This window comes from Sphingomonas qilianensis, assembly GCF_039614825.1.
Classification (GTDB): Bacteria; Pseudomonadota; Alphaproteobacteria; order Sphingomonadales; family Sphingomonadaceae; genus Sphingomonas; species Sphingomonas qilianensis.
The window spans coordinates 166900-183943 of the sequence record NZ_JBDIMF010000007.1 but is presented as its reverse complement, the minus strand read 5'-3'; the positions used below and the strand labels follow the sequence as shown (position 1 = coordinate 183943).

Here is a 17044-nt window from a genome sequence, read left to right as displayed (position 1 = left end):
CTCGAGCAGTTCCGCCAGATCATCCTGCGGTCGAACCCCGACGGGTCGACGATCCGGCTGGGCGATGTGGCGCGCGTGGAGCTCGGCGCCGACAGCTACGCCTTTCGCGCGACGCTCAACGGCAAGGATATCGCGGGCATGGCGATCTCGCTGGGCAACGGCGCCAACGCGGTCGCCACCGCCGAAGCCGTGCGTACCCGGCTAACCGAACTCGAGCGCTCATTCCCGCCCGACATCGCTTGGCAGACGCCCTTCGACACCACGCCGTTCGTCAACGCATCGATCGACAGCGTCATCCATACGCTGGTCGAGGCGATGATACTCGTCTTCCTCGTCATGTTTCTGTTCCTGCAGAACTGGCGCGCGACGCTGATCCCCGCGCTGGTCGTCCCGATCGCGCTGCTGGGCGCGTGCCTTGGCCTGTGGCTGTTCGGTTTTTCGATCAACACGCTGTCGTTATTCGGCATGGTCGTGGCAATCGGCATCCTGGTCGATGATGCGATCGTGGTGGTCGAGAATGTCGAGCGGATCATGGCCGAAGAGGGGCTGAACCCGCGCCGCGCCACGGTGAAGGCGATGGGGCAGATCACCGGCGCGATCATCGGCATCACGCTGGTGCTGGTGGCAGTGTTCATCCCAATGGCGTTCTTCCCCGGCTCCACCGGCGGCATTTATCGTCAATTCTCGGTGACGCTGGCAGTATCGATCTTCTTCTCGGCCGTGCTCGCGCTAACGCTCACCCCCGCGCTGTGCGCCACGTTGCTCAAGCAGCATCGTCACGAAGCTGGCCATGTTCCCGAGCCGCGCGCCGGATGGCGCGGCTGGCCGCAGCGCTTCTTCAACTGGTTCAACGAACGCTTCGGCCGCACCACACGCCGCTATGCCGGCGGGGTGAGTTCGATGGTATCGCGGCCGGTGCGCTGGCTGGCGGTGTTCGCGGTCGTTTGCGTCGTCGCGGCCTTGCTGTTTGTGCGCTTGCCCGGCGGGTTCCTGCCAGCTGAGGACCAGGGCTATGTCTTCGTCAACTACGACGCAGCGCCCGGGGCGACGCTCAAGCGCACCAGCGCGGCGATCGACAAGACCGAGGCGTTTCTGCGCCAGCAACCACAAGTCAAGGACGTGGTGTCGATCCGCGGCTTCAACTTCTTCGGCCAGGGGCAGACCGCGGGGCTGTCGTTCGTCAACCTGACGCCATGGGGTGAACGGCCCGGGGTTGAAAACAGCTCGGCTACGCTGGTTGGCAAGACAATCGGCTTTGCGCAGAGCATCCCCGAAGCGATGATCTTCGCGCTCAACCCGCCGCCGATCCAGGCGCTGGGCAACGCCACCGGCTTTTCGCTGAAGCTGGAAAACCGATCGGGTGACCGCGAGGCTTTGAATGCCGCGCAGGGCCAGATCCTTGCCGCCGCCGCGCAGAGCCCGTTGCTTGCCGGCGTCCGGCCCGAGGGGCAGGGCAACGGTCCGCAGCTTTACGTCGATATCGATCGGATCCAGGCGCGCGCGCTGGGGCTGTCAATCGCCGACGTAAACGCCACGCTCTCGATCAGCTTCGGTTCGGCCTATGCCAACGACTTCGTTCGTGACGGCAATGTGCTGCGTGTCTATATCCAGTCGGAGGCGGCGAACCGCATGACCGCCGACGACGTCGCCAATTTGCGCGTGCGCAACACCGCTGGCGAAATGGTGCCGTTCTCGGCCTTCACCACCACGCGCTGGACGGCAGGGCCCCAGCAACTCGAACGTTATAACGGCTATGTCTCGGCCACCGTGTCGGGCCAGGCCGCGCCTGGCGTCTCGAGCGGCGCAGCACTCACCGAGATGGAACGCATCGCCGATGAAGTGATGACAGGCGACATGGCCTATGAATGGACCGGCATCGCCTTTGAGGAAAAGCAGGCGGGCGGGCAGATCGGGCTGTTGCTCGGGCTTTCGATGGTCATCGTGTTCCTGTTGCTGGCGGCGCTGTACGAAAGCTGGCCGATCCCGCTGGCAGTGCTGCTGGTGGTGCCGTTCGGGGTGCTCGGTGCGGTCGTCTTCACGATGCTGCGCGGCTTTTCGGCCGACGTGTATTTCAACGTCGGGCTCATCACGATCATCGGCCTGGCCGCCAAGAACGCGATCCTGATCGTGGAATTCGCGATCGACGACGAACGCGGCGGCAAGGGCGTGGTCGAGGCCACCGTGGAAGCAGCGCGGCAACGGCAGCGCCCGATCCTGATGACCAGCCTTGCCTTCATCCTGGGCATGGTGCCGCTGGTGATCGCGAGCGGCGCGGGGGCGGCGAGCCGGCAGGCGGTGGGCACCGGTGTGATGGGCGGCATGATCGTCGCCACCGCGTTCGGCATCTTTTTCACCCCGGTCTTTTACATCGCGGCGCGCAAATGGCTGAGCCGCGGCAACAATCACGAGGCCGAGGATTACGAGCAGGAGGAGCGCGATCGCGCCGCCGAGCGCCGCGATCCCCCCGCCGGAGAGCCCGTCCATGCATAAGCCGCACCTCCGCATGTTCGCGATGCTCGCCACTGCAGGGTCGCTTGCATCGTGCAACTTCGCCCCCGAATATCGCCAGCCGCCGTCGACGGTGTCGCAGAACTTCGTGCAGCGCCCCGAAGGCCAGCGGCTCGCCACTGAGATCGGCTGGCGCGAATTCTTCGGGGACCCGCGGCTGCAGGCGCACATCGCCGCGGCGCTGGCGAACAATCGCGATCTGGCGCAGTCGGTCGCACGGATCGAGCAGGCACGCGCCCGATATCGCATCACCGAAGCCGATCGCTTGCCGCAGCTGAACGGCAGCGCAGGCGGAACGCGAACACGCAACCCGCTCAACTCGCTCGGCTTTGGCGATTCACTCGGCGGTGGCGGTGGCGAACAGCCGAGCGCGATCGAATTCACCCAATATAATGTCGGCGTGGCGGTATCGTCCTTCGAGATCGATTTCTGGGGGCGGCTGCGCAACCTGTCCGATGCGGCGCGCGCGCGTTTCCTGGCCACGGTGGAGGCCGAGCGCACCTTTCGCCTCTCGCTCGTCAGCCAGGTGGCGGCAACCTATATCGCGATCCGCTCGGGCGAGGAAAGAATCGCGCTCGCCGCGCAGACGCTCGAGGCGCGGCGCGAGGGGCTGCGGATCGCGACGCGCCGCGCCGATGCGGGGGTGACATCGAACGTCGATCTCGATCAGGCGGCATTGCTGCTGACCCAGGCCGAGACCGAGATCGCCGAATTGCGGCGGACCACCGATCAGTCGCGCAACCTGCTGGCGGTGCTAACCGGCGGTCCGATCGCTGGCGACCTGCCCGCCGGTCGCCCGCTCGCCGATGCCGGCCAGTTCGCGGCGATCGACGCGGGCTTGCCGTCGCAATTGCTGGCCAACCGTCCCGACATCATCGCTGCCGAATATCAATTGCGCGCCGCCAATGCCGATATCGGCGCGGCGCGTGCGGCATTCTTCCCCAATATCTCGCTGACCGGCAGCCTCGGCTTCGCATCGCCGGTACTGGGCAATCTGGTGCAGGGGGACAGCCAGAGCTGGTCGTTCGGCGGCGCACTCAACCTGCCGATCTTCGATTGGGGGCGGCGCGAGGCGCAGGTGCAAGTCAGTCGCGCGGTCGCCGATGAACTGACTGCGGCCTATCAGCGCACCGTGCAGGAGGCGTTCCGCGAAGTATCCGACGCGCTGGTGGGCCGGCAGCGTTATGCCGAGCAGCTTGCCGCGCAGGAACGCGCGGTGGCAGCGCAGGCGCGCTTGGCGCGCACCGCGCGGCTGCGCTACGACAATGGCATTTCGATCTATCTCGAAGTGCTCGACGCCGAGCGCAGCCTGTTCGCCGCCAGGCAGCAGCTGCTGGCGCTGCGCGCCGCGCAACTGCAGAACGCAGTGTCGCTATACGTCGCGCTGGGCGGCGGGCTGCAGGAACGGGTGACGGCCCCACCGGGCGTGGCGGCAAGCACGCCCCAATGAGTGAGGCGCGCCGGCCCCATGCCCTTTCGGACATCGGCGGCGAGCACGTCGTCGGCGCCATCAAGGACGGGATGGGCCGCAGCACTTCAAGTCGCGCACCCGGAAGAACGGGGCGCGAGATGCGCCTCAGGTCCTCGTCTGCAATATCAAGCGGCGCTCGGGGGTGAGCGCTGCGAGCGCACGCGTCGCCATCGACGAGCGCGACGCATTCTCACCACGCAACGACATTCTTGCGATATGGTCCGGAGCCTCCGGCAGCCGGGCGTCCAAGAGGAACGTCTGGCCTGAGGCGCGTTAGCGCGGGCAGGCCGCCATGGCTTCCCGGGCAAGCCGGGCGAGGCGGGGAAAGCTTGCGGCGCGCTCACGAGCATGGCTTGACGCGGCGGTTCCGCGGATCACCCGACCCTTGATCCCATGGAAGATCGCGGCAAGCCGGAAGAAATTGAACGCGATGTAAAAGGTGTAGTCTGGCATGCCGGTGCGACCCGTTCGAGCACAATAGGCAGCCACATATGCCTGTTCGCTCGGTATGCCGAGCGAGGCGATGTCCATTCCCCCCAGCCCGGCGACGATGTCGGGCGGCATTCGGTACATGATGGCATGATAGGCAAAATCGGCGAGCGGGTGTCCCAGCGTGGACAGCTCCCAATCGAGCACGGCGAGGATCCGCGGCTCGGTCGGGTGAAAGATCATGTTGTCGCAGCGAAAATCGCCATGCACGATACTGGTTTCGTCGCCGGCCGGAATATTACCAGGCAGCCATTCGACGAGAGCGTCCATATCCGGATCGCGGCCAGCGTCTGCGTCCTCGAGATATTGTTTGGACCAGCGCGCAATCTGCCGCGCGAAATAATTACCCGGACGCCCGTAATCACCAAGCCCGATCGCGTCGTAATCGACGGTGTGAAGCGCCGCGAGCGTCGCGTTCATCGCGTTGAAATAGCTCGGGCGCTCGCCTTTCTCCACGTCGGGGAACGTCGCGTCCCAAAAGATCCTCCCCTCGACGAGCGACATGATAAAAAACGGCGTGCCGATAACCGATTCGTCAGCACATATGCCGTAAATGGGGGCGACCGGAACGGACGTGGCCGCAAGTGCGGATAGCACGTGCGCCTCGCGCAGGACATCGTGCGCACCCTTTACAAGCACACCAGGCGGCTTGCGGCGCAGAACGTAATTTTGTGCTTTGGTGGAAAGCCGATAGGTGGGATTCGATTGACCGCCTTTGAATTGCTCGACCCGCAACGGGCCGCCAAAGCCGTCGATGTTCGCTAGCATCCATGCGGACAGCGCCCCCTCGTCGAAGCGGTGCGCCTCGCGAACGGCAGTTGTCCCTGCATTCGTTGTGTGATCAGCGGCGCCTGTCATGATTCCGATGTGCTGCAGTGGTCGATGCGTGGTGCGCTCCGGGCTGGTTGATCGTGATCATCGTTAAACGATCTTTCCGTCCAACGGTGATGTACGTGTAGGTCACGGCTGCCCCTTCCAGTCGCGCTTGATCTTTTTTGCCAGGCTCCATTTGTGAACCTCGGTGGGGCCGTCGTAGATGCGGAAGGCCCGGATCTCGCGAAACACCTGTTCAACTATCGTGTCGCCGGTAACGCCGGTCCCGCCCATCGTCTGAACGCAGCGATCGGCGACCCGCATCAGGGCTTCGGAAACCGCCACCTTCGTCATGGAGCTCTCGCTGCCGCCCGGCGCACCGGTGTCGAGCACCGCCGCGCACCAGTCGATCATCAGCTCGGACTGCTTCAGATCGATGAGGTTTTCGGCAAGCATGAATCCGACGCCTTCATGATCCACCAGTGGCTTGCCGAACGCCTGGCGGCGGCAGGCATAGTCGGTCGCGATCTCATTCGCCCGGATGCAGGCCCCGAGCCAGCGCATGCAGTGCGACAGGCGCGCGGGGGCAAGGCGCACCTGCGCGTACTTAAACCCCTCGCCGCTATGCCCGAGCATTTGGTCAGACGGCACGCGGAGGTTATCAATGCTGATAACTGCGTGTCCGCCGGGCATCGAGGAGTCGATCGTATCCAGCACGCGTTCGATGGTGATCGCGGGATCCGGCAGATCGACAAGAAACATGCAGGCGCCATCGTTGGATCTGGCCATGACAATGCCGACCTGCGCGCCTGCGGCGCCGGTAATGAAGGCCTTGCGGCCGTTGACTACCCAATGATTGCCGTCGAGCACTGCGGTCGTCTGCATCATTGATGGATCGGACCCCGCGCCGCCATCCTCGGCCGGCTCGGTCATGAAGAATGCCGAGCGGGCTTCGCCTCGAACTATCGGCTCGAGAAAGCGACGTTTCTGCTCATCGCTGCCAACCTTGCCGAGCAGGTACATATTGCCCTCATCCGGGGCAGCCGTATTTACCGCGATCGGCCCCAGCGGCGACAGCCCTGATTGGCGCAGTACATAGGCGGTCTCCCGCTGGTCGAGGTGGTTACCGTCGGCAAGGATATGCGGCGTGAGCACGCCGGCCTCACGGGCCTTGGTCCGGAGTTCGCGGACGAGGGCGTCGCTTGGACCATGGGTGTCGCGTCGAGGATCGTGCTCATAGGGTATCACGATCTCGCGGACGAAGCTTTCGACCCGCGCCCCGATCTCGCCCGATCGCTGCGTCGGTGCAGAGGACCTGTCACTCATCGTGGTGCCATGCGAATAGCGCCGTCGATGCGGATCGTCTCGCCATTCAGCATGGGGTTCGTCACGATCGCTTCAACCAGTTGCGCATATTCATCCGGCATCCCCAGCCGCGCAGGGAAGGGCACCTGGGCACCTAGGCTGTCCTGCGCCTCCTGGGGCAGCGTCGCGAGCAACGGAGTCCAGAAGATGCCGGGCGCGATCGTCATGACGCGAATGCCGTAACGCGCCAGCTCGCGCGCGATCGGCAAGGTCATGCCGACGACGCCGCCCTTCGACGCGGCATAGGCCGCCTGGCCGATCTGCCCGTCGTAAGCGGCAACCGATGCGGTATTGATGACAATGCCACGCTCCTCGCCAACCGGGTCGGCTTGATGAAGCGCTGCAGCGAATTTTGAGAGAACGTTGAACGTGCCGATAAGGTTGATCGTTACGATCGTCGAAAACGAGGCGAGTGGAAGGGGGTTGCCGTCACGGTCGATGACCTTATGCCCTGCAGGGGCTCGTCGAACGGCATCTTGCCTTGGCACTGAAGCTTACGCAGGGGCGGGACGATACGTTGGACAAGCTCACACGCTTCGGATTGAGGTCGCATGGCAAACTTATCGATCTGATTGAGATGCGCGATGGGCCGGGAACGGAGCACCATTGGCTCAATCACATGAATGCCGCCGGCACCTTTTGGTTGTCCGAGCTATCCCCTACTTCCCTTGTCGATCTTCTCGAGTAATTGAACATGTCACTTGCCCATGGTCATTATGACGTCGTCATCGTCGGCGGCGGTCATGCCGGTGCGCAGGCCGCGGTGTCGCTACGTCAACGCGATTTTGCAGGTACAATCGCCATTATTGGGGAAGAAAGCGATCCCCCCTACGAACGCCCCCCGCTCAGCAAAGAATATTTGGCACTGGAAAAGCCCTTTGAGCGCATCCTGATCCGTCCAAGGGCTTTCTGGTCGGACCGCAAAATCGACCTCCACCTGGGTCAGCGAGTGACGCACGTCGATCCGACGGGGCATATCGTCACGTTACAGAACGGCACCACCGTCTCATATGGTTCGCTGATCTGGGCAACGGGCGGGCACCCTCGCCGACTGACCTGTGCAGGCCAGGACCTCGTCGGTGTTCATGGCGTGCGGACGCGCGCGGATGTCGACCGGATGGTGAAGGAACTCGATGCCGTGCGCCGCGTCGTAGTCATCGGTGGTGGCTATATCGGCCTTGAGGCCGCTGCCGTTCTGACCAAGCTCGGCAAATCGGTGACCGTGCTTGAGGCGCAGGATCGCGTGCTCGCCCGTGTCGCCGGCGAGCCCCTCTCGCGCTTCTACGAGGCTGAGCATCGCTCCCATGGCGTCGATATCCGCCTTGGTGCGACGGTCGAATGCATAGAGGGACGGGACGGCGCCGCCTGCGGCGTTCGGCTACAAAGTGGAGAGATCCTGCCATGCGAGATGGTGATCGTCGGTATTGGCATTGTTCCAGCGGTCGAACCACTGCTTGCAGCGGGGGCTGACGGTGGCAATGGCGTGAACGTCGATGAGTTTTGCCAAACGACGCTTGCCGACATTTTTGCGATTGGAGATTGCGCGGCCCATCGCAACGCTTTCGCCGATGGTGCACTGATCCGACTGGAATCTGTGCAAAATGCGAACGACCAAGCCACTACGGTGGCAAAGGCGCTGACAGGTGTTCTCGAACCTTACACTGCAGTCCCGTGGTTCTGGTCAAACCAATACGACCTCAAACTGCAAACCATCGGCCTCTCGACCGGTCACAACCAGATCGTCACGCGCGGTGACCCTGCTACACGCGCCTTTTCTATCCTCTATCTGCGCGACAGCCACGTCATCGCCCTAGACTGCGTCAACATGGTCAAGGATTATGTCCATGGCCGCTCACTCGTTACGACGGCAGCAGTCGTGGCAGCAGAAAAGCTGGCGGATACGACGATACCGCTAAAATCCTTGGCGTAAATCGAAGGAGCGTAAGTAGCGCAACCCGCCGTCTGCCGAAGCTCGCTCGACTTCAGGGTCTTTGACGCGAAGTGCCATCGTCAGCCCTCCCGGTGACCAATGAAGTTCCTGTCGTTACCTCAGGTGATGTCAGGCGGCGAAACACCGATCCCTTGATAATCCCAGCTGGCGCGAGCCAGGCGTGATAATGCTTCACCGGCCCCATGCGGCGGATGGCCGAGTCGCCGTGAGCGACCTCAATGGACCAACCGATGCGCTGATGGGGATGGGGATGGTCACATCAATCAGATGCGCGACGTCAGGCCAGTCGCCCGCTAATGCACGACCCGGCACGCTCCACGCGCTCAGCAATAATCTTCATTTCTGTCGCACATGCCATTAATTCGACGGCAGCAACACACTGATTTTCCAGCGCGATTATGGTGGACAATGCCCGCCCGAGTTAGCGCAAGATGCCGCGGGGCACGTCAGCCGTAAACGCCACGGCGCACCCTCGGCCCGCAATCGACATCAATATAATTACCAGCGACGGTCGCGCTAGCGCGACTCGCGGAAACCGCGGAGTCGCTGGAGCGGGCGAAGGGATTCGAACCCTCGACCCCAACCTTGGCAAGGTTGTGCTCTACCCCTGAGCTACGCCCGCTCTGGCGCCTATCGCCCCTGCCGGAGACCGGAGGGGGCGGGGTAAGGTGGCGGCCTCTAACAGCGGTATTCGCATCCGGCAAGCCCCGTTCGCGATATCCGCGAAAAGGCTTGGCGTCAGCGCTCGAGCGCCCACATAAGGCAGACACACGAAAGCACGGAGTCGACCTTGGCAAGTTTGGGATTGAGCGCAGCGGAACGCGAAGCGGTCGAGGACTTTCGTCGCGACGTCGTCGAACCGTCGATGTCGAGCCTCGTTATCATCGATTTCTGGGCGGAATGGTGCGGGCCGTGCAAAGCGCTGACCCCCCTCCTCGAGAAAGTGTGCGCCGCTTATGCCGACAAGGGCGTGGTGCTGGCCAAGGTGGATACCGACAAGAATCAGTTCATCGCCAGCCAATTCCAGATCAAATCGATCCCCACCGTTTATGCGATGTTCCAAGGCCAGCTGGTCGCCGATCTGACCCCGGCGCGGACCGAATCGGCCTTGAAGACAATGCTCGATCAGATCCTCGCCAAATTGCCCATTCCCAGCGAAGCGGCCGACCTTGAGGCAGAATTAGAGCCGTTGATCGCCATGGGCGAGGAAGTGCTGGCCGAGGGCGATGCAGAACGGGCGATCGGCATCTTTCGCCAAGTGGCGGAGCTCGCCCCGGCGCACCCGGCGGTGCACGCGGGGATGATCCGCGCGCTGGTTGCCGCGGGCCAGTTGGACGAAGCAGATGCGCATCTTGCCGCGCTCGACACGGAAACGGCCACCCTGCCCGAGCTGGATCGTGCCAAGGCGGCGCTGACCTTGGCCAAGGATGCCCGCCCAGTCGATGATCTGTCGGGGCTGGCAGCAGACGTGGCAGCGCATCCCGACGATCATGCCAAACGCTTCGAGCTGGCCGGCGGGCAGATGGCCGCGGGTGACCGCGATGCCGCTGCGGAATCGCTGCTGACGATCATCGCTGCCGACCGGGGCTGGAACGAGGGCGCGGCGCGCACCCAATTGCTCAAGCTGTTCGAAGTCGTCGGGCTCGAAGATCCGTGGGTCTCGGCGCAGCGCCGCAAGCTTTCCGCGATCCTGTTCGGATGATCAAACCCGCCAGACAGACAACGCGGCTCTCCGTCTTCCCCCTGCCCGGCGCCTTGCTGTTTCCGGGGATGCATCTTCCGCTGCATCTGTTCGAGCCACGCTATCGCGCGATGATGAGCGACGCGATGGCGCGCGATCGACGCATCGGCATGATCCAGCCGCGCCCCGGCGCCTATGCGCCGAACGAGCCGCCGCCCCTGTTCGATATCGGCTGCGTCGGCAAGATTACCGAATTCGAGATGCTCGACGACGGGCGCTACAATCTCATGCTTGAGGGCCAGTCGCTGTTCCGCATCGTGCGCGAACTCGATGTCAGCACCGCGTTTCGCCAAGTCGAGGCGGAACTGCTGCCAGTGTCGGCTGAAGACGATACGCTATCGCTATCGCGTCGCTCGTCGCTGGAAATGGAATCGCGCCGCTTTGCCGAGGCGCAAGGCTATGCCGTCGATTGGGAAGCGGTGACGCGGCTCGACGATGAGGCGTTGGTCAACGGCATTGCGCAGATCGCCCCGTTTGACGTGGCCGCAAAGCAGGCGTTGCTGGAGGCGGCTGGGATCGAGGACCGCGCTGAGCTGATCATCCAGCTGATGCAATTCTTCGGCCGCCATGACGGAGACGAATCGGTGACGCTGCAGTAAGCGCAGCGCGCGATCGATCGTCACCTCGCTCGGTCGTGCGGGACTGATGGGCTCGGCGCGGCGCTAAGCAACCAGCCTCGTCGCTGGTGACCGGCCGCCGAAGCGGTTGCCCCCACGCCGCCCGCCCGCTAGTCGCCTAGCATATGCGCTATATCAGCACCCGCGGCACCGCGCCCGTCCTCGACTTCAAAGCGGTCACGCTGACCGGTCTCGCCAGCGATGGCGGGCTGTATCTGCCCGAATCCTGGCCGACGCTGTCGCCCGAGCAGATCGCCGCGCTGCGGGGTCTGTCCTATCTCGATACTGCGGTCGAGGTGATGTTGCCGTTTGTCGAGGGCACGCTCAGCCGCGACGAGCTCAAAGAGCTTTGCGAACAGGCTTATGGCCGCTTCAGCCATGCCGCGGTGACGCCGTTGGTGCAGCTCGATGGCACGCACTGGCTGCTCGAACTGTTTCACGGCCCCACGCTCGCGTTCAAGGATGTCGCGCTGCAACTGCTCGGGCTGCTGTTCGAGCGTTTTCTCACCGGGAGTGACAAGCAGCTCACCGTGGTCGGCGCGACCTCGGGCGATACCGGATCGGCAGCGATCGATGCGCTGGCCGGGCGCGCCGGGGTGGATGTGTTCATGCTCCACCCCAAGGGCCGCGTTTCCGACGTGCAGCGCCGGCAGATGACCACCGTGCTCGCCCCCAACATCCACAACATCGCGCTCGAAGATGCCAGCTTCGACGATTGCCAGGCCCTCGTGAAGGCGATGTTCAATTCGCCCGATTTCAGCGGCAAATTCGCGCTGTCGGCGGTCAATTCGATCAACTGGGCGCGGCTGATGGCGCAGATCGTCTATTATTTCTACGCTGCGGTGCGGCTCGGCGCGCCGGAGCGCCCGGTCGCCTTCTCAGTGCCGACAGGCAATTTCGGCGATGTGTTCGCCGGCTATGTCGCGGCCAAGATGGGGCTGCCGGTGGCCAAGCTGATCGTCGCCACCAACGTCAACGACATCCTGCACCGCGCGCTCTCGCAGGGCGATTATTCGCAAGGCACGGTCGTGCCCACGCCTTCGCCATCGATGGACATTCAGGTGTCGAGCAATTTCGAGCGACTGCTGTTCGATCTCGGCGGGCGTGACGGGCGGGCGCTGGCGGCGCAGATGCAGGGCTTCGAGACGACCAAGGCGATGCGGCTGACCAACGCGCAGCTGAGCGGCGCGGCGCCGTTGCTGCACAGCGAACGGATCGACCTCGACGATATGGCGCTGGCGATGCGCTGGGCCAGCGATGGCTGCGGACAGGTGATCGACCCGCATACGGCGATCGCGCTCAGCGCCGCGCGCCGCGCCGATCTGGGGGACGTGCCGATTGTCACGCTCGCCACCGCGCATCCGGCCAAGTTCCGCGATGCGGTGGAACGCGCGACCGGCGCCCGCCCAACGGTGCCGGCGCGGATCGGCGATCTGTTCGATCGCGAGGAACGTTATGCCAGCCTGCCCGGCTCGTTTGAGGCCGTGACGGCGTATATCGCCGAGCGTGCCGTCCCCTCCGCCTGAGCCGCGCGATGAACCTCACGACACTGATCGGCGAACCCTGGCCCGATTATGGGCTGATCGATTCGGGGCACGGCCGCAAACTCGAACGCTATGGCCGCTTCCGCTTCATCCGGCCCGAGGCGCAGGCATTATGGGCCCCCGCGTCCGCCGATTGGAAAGCGCATGGCGAGTTCCTGCCCGGCTCCGACGAAGAAGGCGGCGGGCGGTGGGAATTCAACCAGCCCGTGCCGCGCGACGGCTGGCCGCTAAAGTGGGACGACGTGACGTTCACCGCGAATAACACGCCGTTCCGCCATCTCGGCTTCTTCCCCGACATGGCGCCGGTGTGGAGCTGGATGCGCGCGCAGGTTGCCGACAAGAGCGACGCAGAGTGCATGAACCTGTTCGGCTATACCGGCGTCGGCACGCTGGCCATGGCGGGACAGGGCGTGAAGATGGTGCATGTCGATGCCTCTAAGAAATCGGTCGAGGCGGCGCGCGCCAATGCGCTGCTATCGGGCATGGCCGATCGGCCGATCCGCTGGATGACCGACGACGCCACCAAGTTCGTCGCGCGCGAAGTGCGCCGCGGGCGGCGGTATGACGGCATCCTGCTCGATCCGCCCAAATATGGCCGTGGCCCCGATGGCGAAGTGTGGAAGCTGGAAGAGGGCCTGCCCGGGCTGATTGCCGATTGCCGGCAGTTGCTCGATGCCGAATCGCGCTTCCTGTTTCTCACCGTCTATGCAGTCCGCATGTCGGCGCTGGCGATCGGCGAATTGCTGCGCCAGGCATTGGGCGATCTGGGCGGCACGGTCGAGGCGGGCGAACTCGCCGTGCGCGAGGAAGCACGCGGACTGCTGCTCCCCACCGCCATCTGGGCACGCTGGCGCCAATAACCGGCTTTCCAATGTGCGCTGCGGGCCTTAAGCTATCGCCATACCGATAGCTCGAAAGGCAAGTCATGCGTGAAGCCGCCATCATCGCCACGGCGCGTACCCCGATCGGCAAGGCGTATCGCGGCGCGTTCAACGCCACCGAAGCGCCGGTGCTTGCCGCGCATGTGATAAACGCCGCCGTGGAACGCGCGGGGATCGATCCCCAGCGGCTCGATGAAGTGTTCTGGGGCGTGGGCGGGCAATATGGCACGCAAGGCGGTAATGCCGGGCGCATGGCGGTGTTCGCCGCCGGCTTGCCCGAGAGCGTGCCGGCCTTCACGCTCGATCGCAAATGCGGCTCGGGGCTGACCGCGGTGGCGCTCGCCGCGCGCTCGATCATCTGCGACGAAATGGACGTGGCGCTGGCCGGGGGGATGGAGTCGATCAGCCTGACCGTCACCAAGGATGCGCCGCGCTACGTCAACCAATCGGTTATCGCGCGCGAACCCGCCGCATATATCCCGATGATCGAAACCGCCGAGATCGTGGCGCAGCGCTACAATATCAGCCGGGAAGCGCAGGATGCCTATGGCGCGCAAAGTCAGCAGCGCGCGGTCGCCGGGCTCGCCGCGGGCGCCTTTGTCGAAGAAATCGCGCCGATCACGGTCGAAAAAGCGCTGTTCGACAAGCAGGGCAACCGTACCGGCAGCGAGACGGTCACCCTGGCGCAGGACGAGGGCATCCGGGACGGCACCACTGCTGAGGGGCTGGCCGCGCTGAAGACGGTGTGGCCGGGCGGCGACTTTAGTGGCCCGGGCACGAGCATCACCGCAGGCAATGCCAGCCAACTCTCCGACGGCGCCTCCGCGCAAATTGTGATGGACCGAGCAACCGCCGAAGCCGAGGGAAAGCCAATCCTCGGCATTTATCGCGGCTTTCAGGCAGCAGGCTGCGCCCCCGACGAAATGGGCATCGGCCCGGTCTTCGCCATTCCCAAATTGCTCGGCCGCGCCGGACTGTCGGTGGCCGATATCGGGTTGTGGGAGCTCAACGAAGCGTTCGCCTCGCAATGCCTGTATTGCCGCGACACGCTGGGCATCGATCCGGAGAGGTACAACGTCAATGGCGGCGCGATCGCCATCGGCCATCCGTTTGGGATGACCGGTAGCCGCCTAGTCGGCCACGCGCTGATCGAGGGGCGCAAGCGCGGCGTACGCTATGTCGTCGTATCGATGTGTACTGCCGGCGGCATGGGCGCCGCCGGCCTTTTCGAAATCGTCTGATCAGTCCGCAAACAGCAGGACCGGCGTCTCCAGATATTTTTTCAGCTCCTGCACGAAGCTTGCCGCATCGAAGCCATCCACCACCCGGTGATCGCACGAGATCGACAGGTTCATCAGCTTCGCGCGCCGAATCTCGTCGCCCCCCAAGGCATTTTTGGCAAACACCGGGCGTTCGACGATCTTGTTGGGCCCGATGATCGCCACCTCCGGGCGGTTGATCACCGGGGTGGTGGCAATCCCGCCCAGCGGCCCCAGCGAGGTGATGGTCAGCGTGGAGCCGCTGAGTTCGGCGCTGCTCGCCTTGCCGCTGCGCGCCGCCTCGGCCAGCCGGCCGATCTCGCTGGCGAGCTGCCAGACATTGCGATCCTGCGCATCGCGGATCACCGGCACCATCAGCCCGGCATCGGTTTGCGTGGCCATGCCGAGATGCACCGCGCCGTGCCGCGTGACCACGCCCGCCTCATCGTCATACCGCGCGTTGATCATCGGGAAGGCGGGAATAGCCTTGCAGATCGCAACGATCATCAGCGGCAGCATGGTGAGCTTTGGGCGCCGCCCACGATTGGCGTTGAGATCGGCGCGCATGTCCTCGAGCGCGGTGACGTCGATCTCGTCGACATAGGTGAAATGCGGGATCGCGCGCTTTGATGCCGCCATATTCTCGGCGATGCGGCGGCGCATGCCGATTACCTTGATCGGCGTATCGGCGCGGGCGTTGCTGGCGTGCGGGGGCTGATAACCCTGGCCCTGGCCGTAGCGCAGATAGGCGTCAAGATCGGCGTGGCGGATGCGATCCGACTCGGTTTTGACGTTGGCGAGGTCGATGCCCAGATCGGCCGCGCGCGCGCGCACCGCGGGGGACGCGAGGGCCTTCAGCTCCCTCCCCCTTGCGGGGAGAGGCCTGGGGAGCGGGGCAGTATCGGGCGACGGCGCTGGTGGCTGCCCCTCTCCCCGACCCTCTCCTCGGAGGGGAGAGGGAGAGGGAGAAAGTATCGCCTCCTCAACCCCCGGATTCTCCGCCTCATATTGCTCCGCCACTTCGGCCTGCTCGGCGCTCGCCGGCGCCACCTTGAGCTCTGCCGGGGGATCGATGCGCAAGGCCGGCGCTTCCTCGGCGGAAAATTCTGCGGCATCGGTCTCGATCACCACCAAAGCGGCGCCGATCGACACCTGATCGCCGATCTCGCCCGCCAGTTCGACGACGATCCCCGACACCGGCGATTCCATCTCGACCGTGGCCTTGTCGGTCATCATGTCGGCGATCGGCTGATCTTCCTCGATGCGATCACCCACGGCGACGTGCCAGGCGACGACCTCCGCCTCGGAAATGCCTTCGCCGATATCAGGAAGCTTGAAGGTAAAGCGTGCCATTACGTCCTCATGACTTTCTTGAGCGCTTCGCCGATGCGGACGGGCCCGGGGAAATAGGCCCATTCCAGGCTGTGCGGATAGGGCGTGTCGAAGCCGGTAACGCGTTCGATCGGGGCTTCGAGATGGTAGAAGCAGCGTTCCTGCACGATCGCCGACAGCTCGGCGCCGAAGCCGCTGGTGCGCGTCGCTTCGTGCACGATCATGCAGCGCCCGGTTTTCTTCACCGACGCTTCGATCGTCTCGACGTCGAGCGGCACCAACGTACGCAGATCGATGATCTCGGCATCCACGCCGGTCTCCGCGATCACCGCGGCGGCGACATGCACCATCGTGCCGTACGCCAGAATGGTCAGCGCCTCGCCCGGGCGGACGATCTTCGCCTTGCCCAGTTCGATCTTGTAATAACCGGTCGGCACTTCCCCCGCGGGATGCTTCGACCAATTCTGTGCCGGCTTGTCCCAATGGCCATCGAACGGGCCGTTATAGATGCGCTTGGGCTCGAAGAAGATCGTTGGATCGTTATCCTCGATCGCGGCGATCAACAGTCCCTTGGCGTCATAGGGCGTCGAGGGGATCACTGTCTTGATGCCCGAGATATGCGTGAAGATGCCTTCCGGGCTCTGGCTGTGCGTCTGCCCGCCGAAAATGCCGCCGCCAAAGGGCGAGCGCACCGTGATCGGGGAGGTGAATTCGCCTGCGGAGCGATAGCGCAGCCGCGCCGCTTCCGACACGACCTGATCAAGCGCGGGATAGATATAATCGGCAAACTGGATCTCAGGCACCGGGCGAAGGCCGTACGCGCCCATGCCGACCGCCACGCCGATGATACCGATCTCGGTGATCGGCGTATCGAACACGCGAGTCTTGCCGTGCTTGGCCTGCAGCCCGGCGGTGGCGCGGAACACGCCGCCGAAATAGCCGACGTCCTCGCCGAACACGATGACGTCGGGATCGCGCTCCAGCATGATGTCCATGGCGGAATTGATCGCCTGGATCATGTTCATGCGGGTGGTAGGCTCGCCGTCTGCTTGCGGCGCAATATTGGCTTCTGA

Annotated in this window: 11 protein-coding genes, 1 tRNA gene and 2 pseudogenes; 8 read left to right on the top strand and 6 right to left on the bottom strand. The window is 64.3% G+C overall.

The window, feature by feature from the left end; all coding sequences use genetic code 11:
• Positions 1–3 precede the first annotated feature (3 nt).
• Both ABC969_RS15450 and ABC969_RS15445 read left to right on the top strand, forming a co-directional pair.
• Positions 4–2490, top strand: a pseudogene (locus ABC969_RS15450) (efflux RND transporter permease subunit); the annotation flags it as partial.
• Positions 2483–3958 carry an efflux transporter outer membrane subunit gene (locus ABC969_RS15445; RefSeq protein ID WP_345866042.1) on the top strand — a complete coding sequence of 492 codons (1476 nt, stop codon included), beginning with the start codon at positions 2483–2485 and terminating at the stop codon, positions 3956–3958. The pseudogene ABC969_RS15450 and the gene ABC969_RS15445, both read left to right, overlap by 8 nt.
• A 294-nt stretch (positions 3959–4252) precedes the next feature.
• On the opposite strand, the gene ABC969_RS15440 is transcribed toward ABC969_RS15445, so the two are convergent.
• From ABC969_RS15440 to ABC969_RS15430, 3 genes and pseudogenes are all read right to left on the bottom strand, one after another.
• On the bottom strand, positions 4253–5326 hold the full coding sequence (locus ABC969_RS15440; protein ID WP_345866041.1) for a phosphotransferase: 1074 nt from the start codon (positions 5324–5326) through the stop codon (positions 4253–4255).
• Between the two features lie 102 nt (positions 5327–5428).
• The gene (locus ABC969_RS15435; protein WP_345866040.1) at positions 5429–6607 is read right to left on the bottom strand and encodes an acyl-CoA dehydrogenase family protein; all 1179 of its coding nucleotides are present in this window, start codon (positions 6605–6607) and stop codon (positions 5429–5431) included.
• Positions 6604–7092: pseudogene (locus ABC969_RS15430) on the bottom strand (SDR family NAD(P)-dependent oxidoreductase); the annotation flags it as partial. The pseudogene ABC969_RS15430 and the gene ABC969_RS15435, both read right to left, overlap by 4 nt.
• Positions 7093–7340: 248 nt before the next feature.
• On the opposite strand from ABC969_RS15430, the gene ABC969_RS15425 reads away from it, so the two are divergent.
• Positions 7341–8576, top strand: a complete 1236-nt coding sequence (locus tag ABC969_RS15425) for an NAD(P)/FAD-dependent oxidoreductase (RefSeq protein ID WP_345866039.1) — start codon at positions 7341–7343, stop codon at positions 8574–8576.
• Positions 8577–9144: 568 nt separating this feature from the next.
• On the opposite strand, the gene ABC969_RS15420 is transcribed toward ABC969_RS15425, so the two are convergent.
• Positions 9145–9219, bottom strand: a tRNA-Gly gene (locus ABC969_RS15420).
• 168 nt (positions 9220–9387) lie between these two features.
• On the opposite strand from ABC969_RS15420, the gene ABC969_RS15415 reads away from it, so the two are divergent.
• The 5 genes from ABC969_RS15415 to ABC969_RS15395 all read left to right on the top strand — a co-directional run bounded on the left by ABC969_RS15415 (position 9388) and on the right by ABC969_RS15395 (position 14621).
• Positions 9388–10299, top strand: a complete 912-nt coding sequence (locus ABC969_RS15415) for a tetratricopeptide repeat protein (RefSeq protein WP_345866038.1) — start codon at positions 9388–9390, stop codon at positions 10297–10299.
• The gene (locus tag ABC969_RS15410) at positions 10296–10937 is read left to right on the top strand and encodes an LON peptidase substrate-binding domain-containing protein (RefSeq protein ID WP_345866037.1); all 642 of its coding nucleotides are present in this window, start codon (positions 10296–10298) and stop codon (positions 10935–10937) included. Before ABC969_RS15415 ends, ABC969_RS15410 begins: the two co-directional genes overlap by 4 nt.
• A 143-nt stretch (positions 10938–11080) precedes the next feature.
• Positions 11081–12481: a threonine synthase gene (gene thrC / locus ABC969_RS15405; protein ID WP_345866036.1), complete on the top strand. Its 1401-nt coding sequence runs from the start codon at positions 11081–11083 to the stop codon at positions 12479–12481.
• An 8-nt stretch (positions 12482–12489) separates the two neighbouring features.
• Positions 12490–13359 (top strand): class I SAM-dependent rRNA methyltransferase, encoded by an 870-nt coding sequence (locus ABC969_RS15400; protein WP_345866035.1) that lies wholly within the window; start codon positions 12490–12492, stop codon positions 13357–13359.
• A 65-nt stretch (positions 13360–13424) separates the two neighbouring features.
• On the top strand, positions 13425–14621 hold the full coding sequence (locus ABC969_RS15395; protein WP_345866034.1) for an acetyl-CoA C-acyltransferase: 1197 nt from the start codon (positions 13425–13427) through the stop codon (positions 14619–14621).
• On the opposite strand, the gene ABC969_RS15390 is transcribed toward ABC969_RS15395, so the two are convergent.
• The gene (locus ABC969_RS15390; protein ID WP_345866033.1) at positions 14622–15992 is read right to left on the bottom strand and encodes a dihydrolipoamide acetyltransferase family protein; all 1371 of its coding nucleotides are present in this window, start codon (positions 15990–15992) and stop codon (positions 14622–14624) included. It lies immediately after the preceding gene.
• Positions 15992–16996, bottom strand: coding sequence for an alpha-ketoacid dehydrogenase subunit beta (locus ABC969_RS15385; RefSeq protein ID WP_345866093.1), 1005 nt, complete (start codon positions 16994–16996; stop codon positions 15992–15994). The genes ABC969_RS15390 and ABC969_RS15385 overlap by 1 nt, the downstream gene beginning before the upstream one ends.
• Positions 16997–17044: the final 48 nt, after the last annotated feature.

Excerpts from the sequence above, each read along its gene's own strand:
- thrC (WP_345866036.1), top strand. The coding sequence starts at position 11,081 with ATGCGCTATATCAGCACCCGCGGCACCGCGCCCGTCCTCGACTTCAAA.
- ABC969_RS15385 (WP_345866093.1), bottom strand. The coding sequence starts at position 16,996 with ATGAACATGATCCAGGCGATCAATTCCGCCATGGACATCATGCTGGAG.
- ABC969_RS15445 (WP_345866042.1), top strand. The coding sequence starts at position 2,483 with ATGCATAAGCCGCACCTCCGCATGTTCGCGATGCTCGCCACTGCAGGG.
- ABC969_RS15400 (WP_345866035.1), top strand. The coding sequence starts at position 12,490 with ATGAACCTCACGACACTGATCGGCGAACCCTGGCCCGATTATGGGCTG.
- ABC969_RS15435 (WP_345866040.1), bottom strand. The coding sequence starts at position 6,607 with ATGAGTGACAGGTCCTCTGCACCGACGCAGCGATCGGGCGAGATCGGG.
- ABC969_RS15410 (WP_345866037.1), top strand. The coding sequence starts at position 10,296 with ATGATCAAACCCGCCAGACAGACAACGCGGCTCTCCGTCTTCCCCCTG.
- ABC969_RS15425 (WP_345866039.1), top strand. The coding sequence starts at position 7,341 with ATGTCACTTGCCCATGGTCATTATGACGTCGTCATCGTCGGCGGCGGT.
- ABC969_RS15390 (WP_345866033.1), bottom strand. The coding sequence starts at position 15,992 with ATGGCACGCTTTACCTTCAAGCTTCCTGATATCGGCGAAGGCATTTCC.
- ABC969_RS15440 (WP_345866041.1), bottom strand. The coding sequence starts at position 5,326 with ATGACAGGCGCCGCTGATCACACAACGAATGCAGGGACAACTGCCGTT.
- ABC969_RS15395 (WP_345866034.1), top strand. The coding sequence starts at position 13,425 with ATGCGTGAAGCCGCCATCATCGCCACGGCGCGTACCCCGATCGGCAAG.